18 protein-coding genes are annotated in these 18,920 nt (G+C 41.7%); 4 read left to right on the forward strand and 14 right to left on the reverse strand.

Annotated features, from left to right (window positions below):
* Positions 1 to 114 precede the first annotated feature (114 nt).
* A complete protein-coding gene (locus A361_RS31405) occupies positions 115 to 495 on the reverse strand; it encodes a heterocycloanthracin/sonorensin family bacteriocin (RefSeq protein WP_309486486.1) in 381 nt (126 codons plus the stop codon).
* A 168-nt stretch (positions 496 to 663) separates the two neighbouring features.
* Here A361_RS31405 and A361_RS16540 point away from each other — a divergent pair, with 168 nt between their 5' ends.
* Positions 664 to 2,088, forward strand: coding sequence for a Na+/H+ antiporter NhaC family protein (locus A361_RS16540; RefSeq protein WP_019382301.1), 1,425 nt, complete (start codon positions 664 to 666; stop codon positions 2,086 to 2,088).
* Positions 2,089 to 2,199: 111 nt separating this feature from the next.
* Positions 2,200 to 3,654, forward strand: a complete 1,455-nt coding sequence (locus A361_RS16545) for a flavin monoamine oxidase family protein (RefSeq protein ID WP_009333813.1) — start codon at positions 2,200 to 2,202, stop codon at positions 3,652 to 3,654.
* Positions 3,655 to 3,812: 158 nt separating this feature from the next.
* Here the strand turns inward: A361_RS16545 and A361_RS16550 are convergent, their stop codons facing one another.
* From A361_RS16550 to A361_RS16565, 5 genes are all read right to left on the reverse strand, one after another.
* A complete protein-coding gene (locus A361_RS16550) occupies positions 3,813 to 5,717 on the reverse strand; it encodes an endonuclease MutS2 (protein WP_019382302.1) in 1,905 nt (634 codons plus the stop codon).
* Positions 5,718 to 6,153: 436 nt separating this feature from the next.
* Positions 6,154 to 6,447: a hypothetical protein gene (locus A361_RS16555; protein WP_236887896.1), complete on the reverse strand. Its 294-nt coding sequence runs from the start codon at positions 6,445 to 6,447 to the stop codon at positions 6,154 to 6,156.
* Positions 6,448 to 6,549: 102 nt separating this feature from the next.
* A complete protein-coding gene (locus tag A361_RS16560; protein ID WP_009333810.1) occupies positions 6,550 to 6,816 on the reverse strand; it encodes a hypothetical protein in 267 nt (88 codons plus the stop codon).
* 214 nt (positions 6,817 to 7,030) lie between these two features.
* The gene (locus A361_RS29985) at positions 7,031 to 7,168 is read right to left on the reverse strand and encodes a hypothetical protein (protein ID WP_019382305.1); all 138 of its coding nucleotides are present in this window, start codon (positions 7,166 to 7,168) and stop codon (positions 7,031 to 7,033) included.
* A gap of 191 nt (positions 7,169 to 7,359) precedes the next feature.
* A complete protein-coding gene (locus A361_RS16565; RefSeq protein ID WP_009333808.1) occupies positions 7,360 to 7,959 on the reverse strand; it encodes a GNAT family N-acetyltransferase in 600 nt (199 codons plus the stop codon).
* Positions 7,960 to 8,090: 131 nt separating this feature from the next.
* On the opposite strand from A361_RS16565, the gene A361_RS16570 reads away from it, so the two are divergent.
* A complete protein-coding gene (locus tag A361_RS16570; protein ID WP_019382306.1) occupies positions 8,091 to 8,879 on the forward strand; it encodes a Cof-type HAD-IIB family hydrolase in 789 nt (262 codons plus the stop codon).
* A gap of 315 nt (positions 8,880 to 9,194) precedes the next feature.
* On the forward strand, positions 9,195 to 10,655 hold the full coding sequence (locus tag A361_RS16575) for a serine hydrolase domain-containing protein (RefSeq protein ID WP_019382307.1): 1,461 nt from the start codon (positions 9,195 to 9,197) through the stop codon (positions 10,653 to 10,655).
* A 108-nt stretch (positions 10,656 to 10,763) separates the two neighbouring features.
* Here A361_RS16575 and A361_RS16580 read toward each other — a convergent pair whose 3' ends face one another.
* The 8 genes from A361_RS16580 to A361_RS16615 all read right to left on the reverse strand — a co-directional run bounded on the left by A361_RS16580 (position 10,764) and on the right by A361_RS16615 (position 18,920).
* The gene (locus A361_RS16580) at positions 10,764 to 11,450 is read right to left on the reverse strand and encodes a copper homeostasis protein CutC (protein WP_019382308.1); all 687 of its coding nucleotides are present in this window, start codon (positions 11,448 to 11,450) and stop codon (positions 10,764 to 10,766) included.
* 32 nt (positions 11,451 to 11,482) lie between these two features.
* The gene (locus A361_RS16585) at positions 11,483 to 12,499 is read right to left on the reverse strand and encodes an asparaginase (RefSeq protein ID WP_019382309.1); all 1,017 of its coding nucleotides are present in this window, start codon (positions 12,497 to 12,499) and stop codon (positions 11,483 to 11,485) included.
* Between the two features lie 28 nt (positions 12,500 to 12,527).
* On the reverse strand, positions 12,528 to 13,682 hold the full coding sequence (locus A361_RS16590) for an ROK family transcriptional regulator (RefSeq protein WP_019382310.1): 1,155 nt from the start codon (positions 13,680 to 13,682) through the stop codon (positions 12,528 to 12,530).
* Between the two features lie 233 nt (positions 13,683 to 13,915).
* Positions 13,916 to 14,803 carry a sugar phosphate isomerase/epimerase family protein gene (locus A361_RS16595; protein WP_026041741.1) on the reverse strand — a complete coding sequence of 296 codons (888 nt, stop codon included), beginning with the start codon at positions 14,801 to 14,803 and terminating at the stop codon, positions 13,916 to 13,918.
* Between the two features lies 1 nt (position 14,804).
* Positions 14,805 to 15,866, reverse strand: coding sequence for a Gfo/Idh/MocA family protein (locus A361_RS16600; protein ID WP_019382312.1), 1,062 nt, complete (start codon positions 15,864 to 15,866; stop codon positions 14,805 to 14,807).
* Positions 15,867 to 15,871: 5 nt separating this feature from the next.
* Positions 15,872 to 16,780: a sugar phosphate isomerase/epimerase family protein gene (locus tag A361_RS16605; protein ID WP_019382313.1), complete on the reverse strand. Its 909-nt coding sequence runs from the start codon at positions 16,778 to 16,780 to the stop codon at positions 15,872 to 15,874.
* A gap of 189 nt (positions 16,781 to 16,969) precedes the next feature.
* Complete coding sequence (locus A361_RS16610; protein ID WP_026041742.1) at positions 16,970 to 17,938, reverse strand: ABC transporter ATP-binding protein; 969 nt, start codon at positions 17,936 to 17,938, stop codon at positions 16,970 to 16,972.
* Positions 17,931 to 18,920, reverse strand: coding sequence for an ABC transporter ATP-binding protein (locus A361_RS16615; RefSeq protein WP_019382315.1), 990 nt, complete (start codon positions 18,918 to 18,920; stop codon positions 17,931 to 17,933). The genes A361_RS16610 and A361_RS16615 overlap by 8 nt, the downstream gene beginning before the upstream one ends.

Consider the following 18,920-nt stretch of genomic DNA (forward strand, 5'->3'; position numbering starts at 1 on the left):
TCCTATGTACCGGGCTTTGTCTCATATGTCTTACCTTCAAGAGAAGAGCCCCTGCAAAATGCAGGGGCCTTCCTTTTGCAATACAGCAAGGATTGTTTTATAGATTCATGGTTATCAACCACCGCAGCGGCCGCCACAACGGCCTCCGCAGCGACCGCCGCACCTAAAACAATTAGAGCATCTGAAACAGTTGAAACAATTAAAACAGTTAAAGCAGTTGAAACAGAAGAAGAAAAAGCAGCTAAAGCAGCGGCCAAAACCAAAACCGATTTGCCGGGATTGATCATTATAATACTGGCTTTGATCCCATGGAACCGCCTCGTTCGCATGGAAATCACCAACATTCAGCATTTGAAGATCTCTCTGAAAATCATTCATGTTCATACCTCCATAAATATTAATAAGCTGTGCCTGCAACAAAGGGCAATCATGAAGAACAGCAGAAATCAATCGGCATTTCTTTGAATTCATCCATTCTCCGAATACTCTCCTCATCAAAATATGTGCCGGGCTGGGGTATTGTTACTGAATCAAACACCCAGATTTATCGGGTTCCATATAACCATGCAGAAAGGAATAAGGTTCATGGCATTTATAGCTCTACATAGTACAATTTTGGGCAATACTAAATAAGTAATGGCATTCTTAATGGAGGGCAGAAATTTGAATCATACCTGGCTATCTCTCATACCATTTATAATCGTAATCGGAATGTCCATCTGGCTGAAAAACATCCTTCCAGGCTTAGTAGTCGGCATTCTCGTTGGTTCCATCATTGTTTCAGCTGATTTGCTGACAGGTACGGAGCAATCAGTCGCTTATATCGTGACAACCCTTTCAGATGAAACAAATATTAAGATTGTCGGGTTTTTATATTTGTTCGGAGGGCTTGTCGGGATGATGAATATCTCAGGAGGCATTAAGGGGTTTTCCGAATGGGCCGGGAGGCGGATCCGATCTGAGCGGGGTCTTCTTGTGTTCATCTGGATCACCCTCCCTTTCACTTTCATGATGCCGATGTTCCGGATTATGATGATTGGGCCTATTATTAAATCCTTAATCAAAAAGATGAACCTGTCCAAGCAAAAAGTGGGCATGACCTTGGATATTTCAACCGAATCAGTCATCGTGCTCCTGCCGGTTGCAACGGCATTTGTGGGCTTCATGGTGTCCCTGGTTGAAGGCGGCATCAGCGGGCTGAACCTGGATATGTCGGCATATGAGATCTTTTTATTAAGTATTTTGTTTAACTTTTACGCGATCATTATGCTGCTGATCGGAATCATTCAAACCTTTTGGCGCCGGAAAAAGACGGGAGAGCAAAATGGGGAGGCCCATACCGATTTGGAGGAAAAAGAGCATGAGTTCCATCGGATGGGAATTAAAAAGGAATTATCCCTTGTCAAAGCCCAGCCATGGCATTTGATTTTACCGGTGATTTTATTGCTTGCCTTTTCTCTGTTCCTGTTATGGCAGGATGGCATGGCACAGGGTGCAAATACAATATTCGAGGCCTTTTCCATGGCAGATGCAACCTTTGTGATGCTGCTTGCTGTTTTTATTACCCTCGTTTTAACCTTTATTTTCTACATAATAAGACGGGAGAAGATGAACGAAATCCTTTATCATTTTTATGATGGAGGCAATCAGATGATGGAGGCGATCAGCCTGCTCATCCTGATTTGGGCACTGACCTTAGCTGCAGAGGATCTTGGATTTTCCGAATTCATCGGGAGTTCACTCGGAAGCTTTCTGCCTGCCTTCCTGACTCCAGCAGCCATCTTCGTGCTCGGTTCAGTGGTCGGCTACTTTATAGGAAGCTCATGGGGAACCTGGGGATTATTCATGCCGCTTGGAATTACCCTGGCGGTTTCGACTGGCGCCTCCATTCCGCTTACCGTTGGAGCCGTATTCGCAAGCGGGGCATTCGGAGCGTTAACCTCACCGCTTGGAGATACGACCATTACCACTGCTTCGATCTTAGATATGGACCTTGTGGATTATGCACGATATAAATTGAAGGTCTCAGCCATTGGCGGTGTGATTGCAGCGGGGTTATTCATTGCAAGCGGGATTTTTATTTCCTAGGAAGTTTGTATTCACTTCTGCCGTGTCCAGCAGTCCCTTTTCCACTTATGCACATAGTGATTCATGCAGATGAATATACTGCAATGAATCCTATTGCAAAGGGGCGGTGAGATGACTTGGAAGAAAAAGCCGGAATTAACGAATGATCAAATGCTGAATGTGATTCATCACGGCCTTCCAAAGACACAGTCGCCAAAGCATATCATCATTGTTGGTGCAGGTATGGCTGGCCTGGTGGCAGGTTCTTTATTAAAGGAATCGGGGCATAAGATCACCATTCTTGAAGCAAATGACAGAATAGGCGGACGGGTATATACCATGCGCTCCCCTTTCAGCAAAGGATTATTCTTTAACGCAGGCCCAATGAGGATTCCTCATATCCATTCGCTTACCTTGTCCTATATAAAAAAATTCAAGCTCCCTATAAATGTTTTTATAAACCGCACTCCTATGGATCTTCTTTACGCAAATGGCATTAAAACACGGCTTGAGGTGTTTGAACGCTATCCAGGCATATTAAATTTCCCCATTCATCCTAATGAGAGAGGAAAATCGGCTGAAACGCTTCTGCTGACAGCGGTACAGCCTTTTATTGACTTTGTCAGCACAGACCCCGCCAGAAATTGGGCCATTTTGGAAAGCCAATATAAAAAATACTCTTTTGGCTACATATTAAACCTTTATTTTTCAGCTGGTGCGATTGATATGATCGGTGTGCTGCTGGATTTGGAAGCATTTATGGGAATGTCTTTTACCGAAGTTTTACGTGAGTTAGTCATTTTCACTTCTCCAGGAGCTTACTATGAAATAACAGGCGGAATGGACCGATTGCCAAAGGCTTTCCTCCCTCAATTGAAAAATGATATTCATCTTCATCAAAAAATGACTGGAATCATTCAGGACACAAACAGCGTGACCATTCAATTAACCCATCAGCAGACCAATGAGCATTCCACCATAACCGGAGACCTTGCCATTATCACTATCCCCTTTTCAGTTATGAGATTCGTCAATATCGAACCCTTTCATTCATTTTCCTATTTCAAGCGGAGAGCTATTCGCGAACTTAATTATATGGCAGCAACCAAAATCGCCATTGAGTTTAAGTCCCGGTTTTGGGAGATAGCAGGCCAGCCGGGCGGCAAAACCATTACAGACCAGCCGATTCGATTTACCTATCTTCCAAGCCATGGGATTGGCACAAGCGGCCCTGCCATTCTTATTGCCAGCTATACCTGGGCGGATGAGGCTCATACGTGGGATAGCCAGCCGGAGGAGATGCGTATTCAATACGCACTAAAAAACCTGGCGGATATTTACGGCAATATCGTTTATAGCGAATTTGCTGCAGGTGCTTCATACAGCTGGGCACTGGATCCTTTTGCTTCTGGCGGATTTTCATTCTTTGAACCAGGACAGGAAACCGAATTGTTTCCCGGTATTGTTTCACCTGCGGGGCGTGTCCATTTTGCCGGAGAGCATGCATCCAAAACCCGGACATGGATTCAAGGGGCAATCGAATCCGGCATACGAGCTGCATATGAGGTAAATGATTTGCCTAAGTAAGTAATTTTTAAATACTGGTGTAATGGCTGATTAGAAATCTACTTCTGCTTAAACGGATTATCTAACTATTAGTTCATATTATGGGCCGAAACGCATTGACACAAAGAAGAAAAAGCGATCTCTCCAAAACTGGAGGATCGCCTTCATACCATTAGACACTATTCCTGCTTTCTATTTCTGATCTCCTTTTGAACCTTTCTCAGCGCCTTTTTCGATCCTCTCTCCAGATCATGCTGCAGCTTCCGTTGATGGTAATTGGTAAATAAGGTATTCATATCATATCCTTCCGGATAAAGCTCGCTTGCTTTAATGTCCAATTCAACCCGCTTACTGTTCACTTCCACAATTTCATCTTTATAGAACAGCTTGATGTTATTAAATTTATCTATTGCCTCATAGACAATGGCGTAATCATCCTGGCTGATCCATTTTACCCGGTCACCGATTTCATAATGATATTCCTCTATGTTCTGCGTCACTTCAATCACCGGCTTCTTTATTCTGTTCTCTCTTACTGCTTCCAGATTATAATCCTTGTTTTCAATATACATTTGCGCACGCTTCAGGACATGTTCGCGGATATTCATCTTTCTGGAAATCCAAAGCGCATTGCTCTCTCCTGATTCACCTATTAAGAGCTTATACATCGGCTTCAATTCCGCACTGTCGAATAACATGGCAGCATTCATAAAATCATCATGCATTTCAGAATATCGTTTAATCTCACCATAGTGAGTAGTGGCAACCGTGATGCATCCCATATGATAAAACTCTTCCAGAATGGCAATGGCTAAAGCGGCACCTTCATTCGGCTCTGTTCCGCTGCCGATCTCATCGAATAAAAGCAGTGTATTATTCGTGGAAGCACTCATGACCTCTGATATGTTCTTCATATGGGAAGAAAACGTGCTTAGAGCGTTCTCTATGCTTTGATTATCGCCAATATCAACAAACACATGATCAAAGATGGCGATTTCACTTCCCGGTTTCGCCATAATATGAAACCCGGACATGACAGCCAGAGTGAGGATTCCGATTGTCTTTAAGACGACGGTTTTCCCGCCCGCATTTGGGCCTGTTATGACTAAACTTCTATAATCTTTCCCGATTTCAAAATCCAGCGGGACAATGGTTCCTTCTAATAAGGGGTGTTTGCTGCTTACTAATTTGATATACCCATGATTATTAATCTCCGGTTCAATGGCGTCCGTACTTTTGCTGCACTTCGCTTTCGCAAAAATCATGTCGTACTGGCTGATGCATTCAATATTGATGCGGATCTCATGAATGGATTCAAGAATGGCTCCGGAAAGCGTGGCTAATATTTGATATTCCTCTACCGACTCCTCCGATTTTAGCATCGCCAATTCAACATTGAGCTTTGAAACTGCATCAGGCTCTATGAAAACAGTCGACCCTTTTGAAGATGTTTGGATTACGGTTCCGGCTACTTGATTTTTAAAGGATGCTTTAATCGGAATTGTAAAACGGTCATCCTTTTTGCTGATATAGAATTCTTGAATGTACTCCTTATTTGCTCCGCTGCGCAAAAACTTATTCAAACGTTCTTCGATTTTCCCTTCTGTTTTTGCTATGTGATTTCTGATTCGTTTCAGCTCTTTGCTGGCACCGGAATCAACCATGTTTCCTTTAATCGCATATAAGATCTCTTCTTCGATATTTCTAAATTCAGTCATAGATAGCGCATAAGTGTACAGAACTGGCGCAAAGAATTCTTTATCAGCCATAAACTTCTTGATTTTCCGGCAGCCTCTTAAAAAATCGGATACAGCGTTTAACTCGGATGGAGTTAATATGATGCCTTTTTCCAATTTTTCAATATGGCTTGTGATATTGGAAATGCCTGTTAATGGCAAATGCTTTTCGGCGTCCAGCAGCCTTCTGGCCTCGCTTGTTTCATTTAAGCGATTGCGGACGGCTTTCATATTCGAGCTCGGCTGTAACCGGTCGATTAACTCCTTCCCTAAACTGCTGACGCAATGCTGTTTCACTTTATTCTTCAATTCGTGGTATTGTAATTTTTCAAAAGTCATTTTATTCATATTCTCTGCCTCACTCCAAATAAAATAGCCCGCAAAAGCCTTCCCCACCGCCAAATTGAATTGGGCAGAAAGCTTCCGCGGGCGTTCTATTTCGAACAGGCATAAACAAACTAAACCCTAAAGCAGGAATAGTGTCTTAAGCTACACGAAAATATAGAAATGGAAGCAGTCTTATAGTAGGTATTCAAACAAGTTATGTTTGAAAAAAGGCATTCTTAATAAACTGGTTAAAACCAGAAAAATAAACACCTTATTCAACTAATAACAATTAGTTGACACCTACTACCGACATACTTCACCACACCTTTTTGTATTATGAAATTAATGTAGCACGGAACTGCCAGTCTCGTCAAACTGCATATGGAAATATTTGCGCATTAATATAAAAAGAAAGTGCACCTTCTTCAAAAGGCGCACTTTCTTTGAATTTGAATCTTTACTCAGTTTCCTCTTCAGTTCCTTCTTCTGTTCCTTCTTCAGTGCCTTCTTCTGTTCCCGTATCTTCAGTTTCTTCTGTGTTAGTCTCGTCAGTATCATCTTCATTGTTGCAGCCTGTAGCCACACCTGTAATCATTAAAACTGCCATCATAGCTAATAACCATTTTTTCATTTCCAATTCCTCCTTGGCTGCTATATTTGTTACAGTAGTAATCATAGAAGAATCCGAACGGAAATAGAAGGTCATAATCCATTTTTTTACATTCATTAACCTTCTTTTAAGAAAGTTCATGAAAATAAAACATAGCTTTTTCAAAGAGCGGGACTAAAAGCCCTTCACAAACGGGTACCTTGAAACTCATGATCTAATTTATTTCAGGGTAACTGCTGGCACTCATTCTCCACCGTCGTCCCCTCCATCATCGCTGTCTCCTGTATTACTCTCATCGCCGTTCCCGGCATGATCAGCTTCATCAAAAAATCCTTTAATCGAATCCAGTATATTTTTATTCGTATCTTCACTTTCATTCCAGTGATGTGCATTTAAAAAACTCTCTAAAGTAAATACCTGAACCGCTTGTTTTTTATGTCTGGCAATAAAGTAAAGACAAAGGATTATAATCAGCAAGATAATAATTGTAAGTATCCAGTCATTAATCACCGCAGCCGCCGCTCCTTATTTTTTTTCTATAACCGATTAAGTTTTAGTCCCCGTTAGCTCATTTTTTTGTAAGAGTCTTTTATTTTATGATAGGGAATTAACACAAATGGCTGGTCTGTAGGTGTGAATTGCTCGATTCCATTCTGGTTTTCATCAGGCAAAAAGTATGTTCGTCCCCATTTTTTGATTAACCACCCTTCACAGCCTGCCGGGATCATCCCCAGTTTTCTGCTTTAATATCGTCTAAAAAGGGATAAAACCCTCCAAAAACATTATCGAGAATGCCTATTACCTGGCATGGTTTAATAATCTGAATCCGATACAGTTTCTCTTCTTTGAATACAGATGCCATTGATATTAATCTCCTTCTTAGAAATATTTTATAATCGAAGCCTAGTATAATTGATGTCTTAACTTTACTTCTATTAAACTTCTTTTTCGTGAAAATAACGTATTTTTAGATAAATGGATTCAAATCAACTATACAGCATCAGGGTTTCTCAGTTCGTCCATTTAGCCATCACATCACAGGACAGGCCCCAGCTACTCAACTTCTTTCTTCTTCACATGCTTCATATAGACAAGATTATTGACACCGCTTCTTTCACTATGCTTTTGAGGTATACGCATAAACTCTGAAAAGCCCAGTTTTTCATAAAGCTTGATGGCATTTGTATTGGTATCTGCTACCTCTAGAACATATTCGTCAAATGGATTTGAATCCATTATGGATTTTAGCAGTTCTGCCGCCACACCCTGTCCTCTATAATTAACTGATGTTGCCACAAACTCTATTGCACCCATATTTTCAGATATTTGAAAGGGATATTGATTTTTCTCAAATTCTTTTTTGAGAACGATATAAGCAATACTTCCCATAATTAAACCAAGATGCTTTCTAAATTCACTATATTTTAATCTCACTGCAGGTGTATTGTTTGTACAGGCGGCTATAGCTGCAATATGATTGTCATCTGCAGCCGTATAGAAGACCTCAGTATTAAACATATGGGCAAATGTCCTGTAAAGTTTAGCTTTATCCTTTGAAAAGTAATTCAGCCATTGATAAAAGCCGTCTACAAAAATGACACTCATCTCATTTCTTATATTTCCTTTTGCTTCACTAGCAAGAATAATATTCATAGTCTGCCCCTCTATTCTTTGTGGATGTTTCAACTCGATAAATAAAAAACACAAAACTATACACTGAGTTTACCTGGCTTTAATATTAAGAGGATATGATTGGTTTATCAACGAAAGAGGAGGCAATATAAATGAATATGCGTGCAGTATTTATTGATATGGATGGTACACTCCTGAAAGCCTCAAACTGCATTTCCCGCCGAAACATGGAAGCCATTTATCGGCTCATAGATCAGGGAGTCATGGTGTTTCTAGCCACTGGCCGGCACTATGAAGTAACTGCTCCCTACCATAAAGAAATTGGATTGCAAACTCCCATGATCTGTTTGAATGGTGCCTCTATTCACGATGCAGAGACAGGAAGGGCTACGCAAATAAAAACCGTACGATTGAACGAGGAACGCTTTCACCATCTGACCGCAGAAAGTCCATGTAATGTTATGATCCATACATCAACTGGGCTATATTGTAAGGAAACAAATGAAGAAATCGATTATTGGACGAAAGTTGGGCAAATTCCGCCGCAGTATATAGGAGATTTAAGACAGGCTGCTTATCAGGATGTTCTTAAATATAGTGTTCGAACTGGTTCCCCAAGCCAAGAAATATCTGCTTTGTTTAAAACGGAAGCAGCAGTCATCGATTGGAATGACGGGTTTGAGCTGGTTGCTCCCGATGTTTCCAAATGGGCTGCTATCAAAAGCTTACTTAACGAACTTGGAATCAGCCCAAATGAAGTCGCTGCCATTGGAGATGGCCCCAATGACATAGAGATGCTTCGTCATGCCGGTACGGGTGTGGCAATGGGGAACGCCGGCAAACTGGTTAAAGACGCAGCTGATTTTGTTACAGGGCACCACGAAAATGATGGATTAGCTGAGTTTATTGAACGTTATCTTCTTAAATCTTATGCGATTTAAAGTATTTTATAGGTCTTTTTGAAATAAAAAAGACAGGTCGTTAACGGGTTCCGATAAGGGAGAGAACAATTGAATTAGTATATGAAGCAGACCATTCAGCATATCAATTTGGTCTGTTTTTTTATTGTCATAACAATGTTTGCAATGAATTGACATGGAAAATAACCATCATTAACAGCAGAATTTTCAAATACGACTGAGGGCTTAGAAAATAATTAGTCTATAGCAGGTTAACCTAATAAAGACTATCTTGTATGATTATGTTTGTACTTCGAGCCTTTCATAATAAACACAAATCTACTGGAGGAAAATTATTTGATACCTTTTAATACGAAGAAATTATTTTTTATTCCTCTTTTAATAATTCTTGTAATGCCTATGTTCCACCTTCCTTTTTCTGCACATGCTGCTCAATCGTTTAGAACTGAAGATGTTGATAAATTTGTTACTAACTATATGGAACGTAACGGACTACCCGGTGCATCCATCGTAGTGGTAGAAGATGGTAAATTAGTATATGAGAAAGGATATGGTCACGATTCTGAAGGTATGTCTATAAATGAAAAGTCATTAATGAGAATCGGTTCCACATCCAAATCATTTACTTCATTTGCTGTTTTACAGCTCGTTGACGAAGGAAAAATCCAACTGGATGACCCAGTAATAAAATATTTACCAGAGGTAAAACTTGACGACACACGATGGAAAGAAGTTACAATACGTCAACTAATGAGTCACACATCAGGGATTCCGAATCCGATTATTGTTCCGCCATCGAGCAGCTTAAAAGCAGGAGTGGAACGTTTATATGATTGGAATCTGCAATCAAATCCAGGAGAGAAACACTATTATAGCAATGCAAACTACTGGCTCTTAGCCCGCTTAGTGGAGGAAGTAAGCGGAATAGAATTCTCTCAATATCTTAAACAAAAGATATTCTCTCCATTAGGAATGGGTGATTCACTTGCAGCAGTGAACTCTACTGATTTTGTACAAGGACTGCCTAAAGGATATGTAACAGCTTATGGAACTGCAATACCCTGGACAGAGCTTGAAGCGATGAATATGGGGGCTGGAAGTGTCATATCAACTGCATCAGATATGGGGAAATGGCTTGCTATGCACACGAACGAAGGGAAAAACAGTTCTGGGCAACAGCTTTTATCCAAAGAATTATTGGAAGAATCTTATTCACAGCAGCCTGGCAGCAATAAATACGGACTTGGCTGGTCTTTAAGCTCACCAAGCGTCAAACCAGTCCGAATCTCACATAGCGGTGCAGTATCAACGTATCAAACTCAACAAGATATTGTTCCTGGCAGTGGCTATGCGGTTGCAGTTTTACTAAATAGCTTTACCCCTACTTTAGAACACGCTTATGAGATTAGTTCAGGTATTATCCAATTAGCCGAGGGACAAGAACCTGAATCAAAAGCTCCTTCACCTAAAATAATCGATTTATCCCTTGGCGTTATCACATTGATTTACTTACTTTTAGGAATAAGAGGTATACTGCGAAGTAAAAAATGGTCGAAAAAACGGAAACATCAACCAACTTGGAGATTTATCCTTCGATTAATTCCTCAATTAATTCCAGCATCATTAATCGGATGGTTGTTCTTTATTGTCCCAACATTACAAAATAATAGTTCAACCACAATTGATGCATTTGGTCTTTTTCCTGCTGCAATGGTCTTATTAGCGATTGTTTTCATTATTGGATTGGTTCTTACCGCTTTAAGAATCTATCATCGATTCACCTTAAATAAAGATTAAGAATTATAGAAAATTACACTCAAAAAAAACGCTCAGAATAACTCTGAGCGTTTTGGCTTGTAATTTATATTGCTTCAGCAGGTCGCATTCCGCTAAAGCCTTTTCACATTATGCACCGATTATTTTCTTTACCTTTTGCACTCTCTCAGGATCAATCGCATGCTCATAGCTTGATTCCACACGAACTCCTGTACCAAAATGAACTTCAGTGACTGGCACCTCATCCAAAAACACACTGATATTTTCAATGGAAAGACCTGCACCCGCCATGATCTTTAAATGACTATTTGCTGTACGTTCATACAGGCTCTTTAGTCTTTCTGCTGCATCAGCAGCACTTCTCCGGCCACCGGAAGTAAGGATTCTCGAAATTTGCGGATACTGTTTTAGACTTTCCAATGCTGCAAATTGATCATCGGCCTCATCAAAGGCACGGTGGAAGGTTATATCCAAACCACCTGCTGCATCGATTAGACGTTTCAAATGATCGTTATGTACTTGATGATCAGGTGTAAGAACGCCAAGCACTACACCTGCCGCTCCTAATTTATTGCATACTTTAATATCCTGAATCATAATGTCAAGGTCTTCTTCCGAATAGAAAAACCCGCGGCTGTGCGGACGGATCATCACATTTACTGGAATCTTTAATTCCTTGCACACTCTTTCAATGACGCCATAGCCTGGTGTCAGACCGCCCTCTGCGAGCCCGGTTACCAGTTCAATTCTGCCTGCTCCTGCTTCCTGGGCAATTAGCGCATCACTTAGGGTATCTGCGATCACTTCTATTAACATGTATGTATCTCCTTTAATCGTGCGTTCTAATTTTAATTTAAAGGCAATTTCTCGGACTGGAATATTTCCTTTATAGATCCCACTTCCATTCCAGCATCATTTCGAATAACGGAAGGCCTTAGGTTTCTCAGGTTTTTTATGGTTTCGTGATTGCTATAGTGTATTTGTTCAAGAATAGATGCTACAATGTTTGGCCAGACATCCTCAGATCCATTTAACACTTTGAGGGCAAATCCAGCCCGTTCTTTTTTTAGTCCGAAGCAATACACACCCTGGGCCCCGCCTTTAGCTACAATATTCTTGTCTTCCAATAAAATCGAACAGATAAAATGCTGTGATGCAACCATATTGAACTGGTTATTCATAATGGCCGTCATCTTAACAACTGCCAGCTGGAGCTGGGGATCTTGAATCAGATCGGGACAAGCCAGCTTCAGGTATACTTCTGACATCCTCTTTAAAGGAATGGCAAAAACGGGGGTCCCGCAGCCATCAATACCAATATGAATAGCAGAGACCGGGATGCCCGATAAATGAGAAAGAATATCCATGATGTGCTTTTGTAAAGGATGGTCTTCTTTCCAGTATCCCTCCACTGGAAATCCCCATTCACGGCATACTGCAATAAATCCCATATGTTTGCCTGCGCAATTGTGATAAAGCCTCCTTTTCTGAATCCCTTGTCTGATCATCTCTTCTCTTGGCTGTATATTTAAAGGATAAGAAGGCGGGCAATAAAGTTCTTCTTCCTTTACAGGGAGTTTTGCTAACATGGATTCCAGTGCCTTAATATGGTAGGGTTCTCCTCGATGGGAAGCTGTAAACAGTGCAGCTTCCTGCTCTGTTAATCCGTACTTATCAATTATGTCAGTCAGAAATACCGGCAGCGCCTGGATTGGCTTAGAAGCAGAGCGAAAGTATGTGTAATGCTCTTCATCACCAACCTGATAAAAAGATTCTAATTGATTATTCATACCGCAAATGATCCCCGTATGAATATTCTCAACCAGTCCTCCCCTGACTTCCTCTACTAATGCAGTGTATTTCAATTCAGTTCTCTCCTTAAAATTAGCTTATCTACTCAAGCTCCAGCATGAGATTTTGGGCCTGTATGGCCGCCCCAAGAACAACTCCGTTCTCGCTTAATTCCGAATATACGATTCTCACCGATTGCTTCAATGGCTCCCATATATATAACTCGCATTTTTGCTCAATGGCTTGCTTCATTTCAGGCAGCTTCTCAATCGTATTGCCGCTCAAGATAATGACTTCAGGATTATATAGACAGAGGAGGTTGCTGATGGCCAATGCAATATAAGTGGAGGCTCTATCCATAATATTTAGTGCCCAGGGCTCCCGGTCCCGGTAGGATTGGAACACATCTTTTATAGAAGAAATATCCTTTACTTTCCTGCTGTCAGCAAGGATCGCCCCTTCAGAAATATAGGTTGCAAGACAGCCTATTTTGCCGCAATTGCAGACATTGCCAGTAGGATCAATCACGGTATGCCCGATTTCCCCTGCATTATTGGTTTCCCCTCTGTAAATGTCTCCATTAAGCATGATAGAAGAGCCTATTCCTGACCCAATGCCTATTAATATGGAATTCTGCGAATTCTTCGCTTTGCCTGTAAAGCTCTCTGCCACAATCTTCATTTTTAATTCATTATCTACTATGACATTAAAAGAGGTAAGCTTTTGCAGATCTTCAGCCAGGCTTGCATCTTTCCACTTTAACTGATCCGATATCTTTACAATTCCGTTTTTATAATCAATATATCCAGGTAAACCGACTGCCAGGCCCATTATTTTAGCAGCAGGAATCTCGTTTTCATCCATGATCTTTCGAATGACCGCATCTATTTTATGAAGTGTTTCCATATAACTCTCTGATTCATTTCTTTTACTCTTATGTAATGAAACCATTTCTCCAATATAATTGACAATTCCAACCTTCAGCAGGGATTTATCAATTTCAATGCCAACTGTATAAAGCACATCTCCGCGAACTTCCAGCAAGGTTGCTTTTCTCCCTACTCCCGATGCAACTGCCTCCGTTTCCCTTAGATAGCCCTGCAGCTGAAGCTCAGTGACAATTCGTGTTATGGAAGTCGGGCTCATCCCCGTCATTTTTGCAATATCTATCCTTGATATAGGAGACTTGGTCTTTAAAATATCAAGAACAAGATTTTTATTTTGTCTTTTCATTAAAAGCTGATCGTGTTTCTCCATTATCCTACCTTCTTTATGCCTGCAGATTTAGACTTCCAACTCTGAAGGTGCATTTAAAGAATCGTGTTGACTCTCGCCTTCATTGGAAAAACCAACAACATCCTTTAAAACTAAATCACTTTTCTGTGCAAGTTCGTTAAAGCTTCCAAAAGAGAAATCTTACGTTTCCATTTTGGAAGCTTTCATTGGAAATCCCTATCTCATTATACACTTTGTTCAAAGCATGAATCCATTTACCTAAAGCTTTTAATGAACCCTACCGCTTCCGCGATATCACGGATTGGATTTTGGTCCACTTCTCTTTCAATCGTTAAGTACCCTTGATAATTAATTTCGTTCAAAGCATTGAAGTAAGCCTCGAAGTCAACATTTCCCTTTCCGAGCGGAAGCTCCCTAAAATATTCACCTGAGGCAACCATTTCGGCAATTTTCGCATGGTCTGTACCGCCGCAATATCCAAGGAACCCGTAGACATCACGGGGATCAGCAGGCTTAAGCCTTTTTCCATCCTTCACATGTGTATGGACAATATAATCCTTTAGGAGCCTAACACCAGCTGCCGGGTCATCTCCGGTTACCATAACCATATTCGCTGGATCGAAATTAACTGACACTCCATTTGTGCTCAGGGTATCCAGGAAGTCTTTAAGCCTGGCAGAAGGTTCAGGACCTGTCTCAATGGCAAAGTAGGCATTCATGCTTCTTGCGTAAACAGCCAGTTCTTCACATGCTGTCTGCATGGCTTCATATATGGGGCTGTCCTGCTCTTCAGGAATAATGCCAATATGCGTCGTCACAATATTTGTTCCCAATTCTGCAGCGAGATCCAAAATGCGTTTGGATTTTTCGATCTTAATTGGATTTTGCTCAGCATCCTGAAACCCATGCCCTCCAAGGTCGCCGCAAAGTGCCGATATTTCCAGTCCAATGGAATCCAAATAGCTTTTAAGTTTTTTTCGGGAAGTTTGATCCATATTTTCAGGAGCCATTTCTCCTTCAACGGCATATATTTGTACACCATCAGCTCCCATATCCCTGCAGACTTTAAGTCCTTCGTACAAGGGCAGCCGCAGACTATCCACCATGACACCAATTTTATTTGAAAGTTTCACAGTCTCCATTTTAAGCAAATGTCACCTCACTTTTCTTATCAGCCGCTTCATAAATGCCAGCGAGGATTTTCATCATTTCCACCCCATCTTCAACGGGCGCCAAAGGATTTGTTCCTGTTATGCAGCTTGAAACAAAGGAATCGATCTGATTCTGAAAGGCATTGGCAAAATCAAATGTTAAATGATCCATTTGCGGGTGAATATTTAAAATGGTGTTATTTTCTTCCCTAACAATGGCCAATTCAGGCTCTAGTTCTGCGCCGCCTTTTGTGCCATATAATTTGACTCCAATTTCATCTTGCTTCGCATGAAGTGTATAGGATACATCCACAAATAAAGAGGCACCGTTCTCAAACGTTATAAGGGCATTTGCTAAATCTTCTACTGTATTCCGGTCTTTTTGATAATCTGCCGCTTTATAAAAGCGCAAATTCTCGACATTCCCTCTGTTCCCCAGCTTGCTGTACACATTCCCGGAAATCGACTTCACTTTAGGGCGGCCCATAAGATACCAGCACACATCGATGACATGGACACCAAGGTCAATTAAAGGGCCTCCCCCAGACCGATCCTTGTCTGCAAACCAGCCGCCTGGATTTCCGAGACGGCGCAGGCATGATGCTTTCGCATAGTAAATGTCGCCTAAAGTTCCGTTATCAACAAAAGCTTTCAGCACTTTTGTATTTGTAGCAAACCTTCGGACGAAGCCTACCTGCAGGGTTTTCCCGCTATTCCTTACAGCTGCTTCCACTTTTAACGCTTCTTCCACATTCATGGCCAAAGGCTTTTCTACCAGTACATGTTTTCCAGCGTGTAGTGCCCCAACAGATATTTCCGCATGGCTATTATTCCAGGTGCAAATGCTTACTGCATCGATATTTGGGTCACTATACACCTCTTCTATATTCCTATATACACGGCTGATTCCATATTCCAGCGCTTTCGCTTCCGCTCTTTCCGCAGAATAATCAAAAACTCCGTACAGGACAGCATCAGAATTGCTGGCAAAGGACTTGAAGTGCATATCAGATATGGATCCTGCTCCTATGATACAGACTCTTAAAGGCTCCACTTTCTTCACCCTTTCAAAACCGGCTTAGAATCATTCACTGCTTGCACTTCATTCCATAATCTTCTTACATTATCCATGCCAATTTTGGACCCGGTCCTGCAATCTTCCATGCCTTCAAATTCCACTGTTAAATAGCCATCATATCCGGAGCCCTTTATCAATCTGATAATCTCGCGTATATTTAAATCTCCGTGGCCCACGATGGCTCCGCGCAAATAGTTTTCATTTACCGTTCTGAACCATACTCCATCACCCGGGTTTTCAAAATAAGGGCGAATATAGAAATCTTTTAAATGGACCGTTGCCGCGTATTTCAGATTCTTTTTTACCCCAACGAGCGGATCCTCATCAATGCAAAGGAAGTTGCCGACATCGAGAGTTGTTTTGAAGTTAGGACGGTCCACCTCATGAATAACCCGCTGTACCCGGTCGCTCGATTGGACATTGAATCCGTGGTTTTCAATGGTTGTCGTAATTCCGTATTGTGCTGCGTAATCTGCGATTTGACGGCTTCCTTCTACTAGCTTATCAAAATGCTCTTCGAAGTAATGAATCGTCATTTCTTCCGGCTTCAGCTGAAATGCTGTTACATCATGGCGCATAATCTTAATGCCCATGAGATTAACGATATCCACATGCTCCTTCAGTCTCTCCACTTCTTGTTCGAATGCTTCCTGTGTCGGCTGAACAAAATTAGCCGGCAGGGAATAGGCAGAAAGTTCAATTCCTGCTGATTCTGCTCTCTTCTTAATTTGATGTGCCAGCTCCGCATTATCCACAACCGAGAAGCCATAAGGAACGATCTCCATGTGCTCCCCGCCATTTTCGGCAATCCAGTCGATCACATCCAAAACCGTCATATTGCCATCTCTTAATTCTCTTACTAAACTGTACGTGCTAAGTCCAACCTTCATGAAAATCCTCTCCTATTTCCAGTATTTTTATAGTGAATTTGCAGGAATGCAGATATTCCGCCAAGTGGCCGATATTTTAAACATGTGATCGAAAAAATTAAATTCTGAACTATATCTCCGAAAATGACCGATAAATTCCTGCAGTGCGTAAAATCCTTAAGATAAATCTCCTTGAATCAGCACGTTTGGCTAATCCATTAAATGACATGCAACAAAATGATCATCAGCCAGTCCTTTTTTCACCTCTGGTTCCACTGTTCTGCAAATATCCATACAGGCAGGACACCTCGTGTGAAAGCGGCAACCGGATGGAGGGTTAACCGGACTCGGCAAGTCTCCCTGCAGGACAATCCGCTCCCTTCTCAGCCGCGGATCCGGGACTGGCACAGAAGATAACAGTGCTTTTGTATAAGGATGCTGCGGATTTGAGAAGATGACATCCTTCGGACCTGATTCAACAATGGTGCCAAGATACATGACCCCGATGCTGTCGCTGATATGTTCGACTACACTTAGATCATGAGAAATAAATAGATAGGTAAGATTAAATTCAGTCTGCAAATCCTTTAATAAGTTCAGGATTTGAGATTGAATGGAAACATCAAGAGCGGACACGGGTTCATCAGCTATAATGAGCTTAGGCTTCATAATCAGCGCCCTGGCTATGCCGATCCGCTGGCGCTGGCCGCCGCTGAATTCATGAGCATACCGGTCTGCATGATGTTCTGTAAGTCCAACGACTTCGAGCATTTCTGACACCAGGTGATTCCGTTCGGCTTTTGATAGTTTCGTATGGATCACAAGAGGTTCGGCAATAATCTCTCTTACTTTCATTCTTGGATTGAGAGATGCATAAGGGTCCTGAAAGATCATCTGCACCTTTCTTCTTACCAATTTCAGCTGTGATTCTTTCTTTTGTGAAATTTCTTCGCCATCAATCCAGATTTCACCGTGGCTTGGAGTCAGCAGCCTTGAGATCAGCCGGCCTGTTGTAGACTTGCCGCACCCGCTTTCTCCAACCAGACTGTATGTAGTCCCCTGCTCGATACCGAACGACACATCATGAACTGCCTTTAATGATCTCTTTTTGGCAAACATGCCGCCAGGAAGCGTGAATGACTTCCTCAGCCCGTTTATTTTCAGCAGTGTCTCAGGCATATACATTCTTCCTCCCTTCTTCAATCATCCAGCAGCTGCACATTCTCCCATTTCCCAAATCAGTGGGATTCGGCTCTTCCTCTAAACAAATGGCCTTGACCTCAGTGCATCTTGGCGCAAATTTGCAGCCCTTTGGCATATTGCTGGGATCAGGCACATTCCCTTTAATGGATGTCAGTTTATCCTTCCTCTGCCCGATTTTTGGAACAGATCCTATCAGTCCTTTCGTATAAGGATGCTTGGGGCTTTCAAATAAATCGAATACATTCGCTTCCTCTACTACGCGGCCTGCATACATGACTGCTACCCGGTCACACATTTCCGCCACTACACCCAGATCATGGGTAATTAATAGAACGGACATGCCTTCCTCTCGCTGCAGCTGTTTCATCAATTCCAATATTTGCGCCTGAATGGTTACATCCAGTGCAGTCGTCGGCTCATCTGCTATTAGAAGCTGAGGATTGCAGGACATGGCCATGGCAATCATAATCCTTTGCCGCATCCCCCCGGACAGCTGATGGGGAAATTCATAAACGATTTCTTCTGCCCGGGGAATCCCAACTTTCTTTAAAATAAAAATCACATGCTCCTTCGCCTGTTTTTCGTTTAAAGCAAGATGAAGCCGGATTGGCTCCAGCAGCTGTTCCCCTATTTTCATTACGGGATTTAATGAAGTCATCGGCTCCTGAAAGATCATGGCCATTTGTTTTCCGCGGATCTTTCTCATTTCCCGCTCTGATTTATGAGTAAGATCCTCGCCTTTAAAGGAAATGCTCCCGCCCGATATTTCTCCGCTAGTGCCTTTAAATAATTTCATGATTGACAGGGAGGTTAAACTTTTGCCGCAGCCGGATTCCCCTACGAGCCCGAGTACCTCTCCTTTATTGATATGAAAACTGACACCCCGCAAAATTTTCAGCTTTTCCTTATCCTTTGTAAATTGCGTCTCCAGCTCGTTAACCTGCAATAGCTTCTCCAT

It is taken from the genome of Cytobacillus oceanisediminis 2691 (genome assembly GCF_000294775.2).
GTDB classification, from domain to species: Bacteria; Bacillota; Bacilli; order Bacillales; family Cytobacillaceae; genus Cytobacillus; species Cytobacillus pseudoceanisediminis.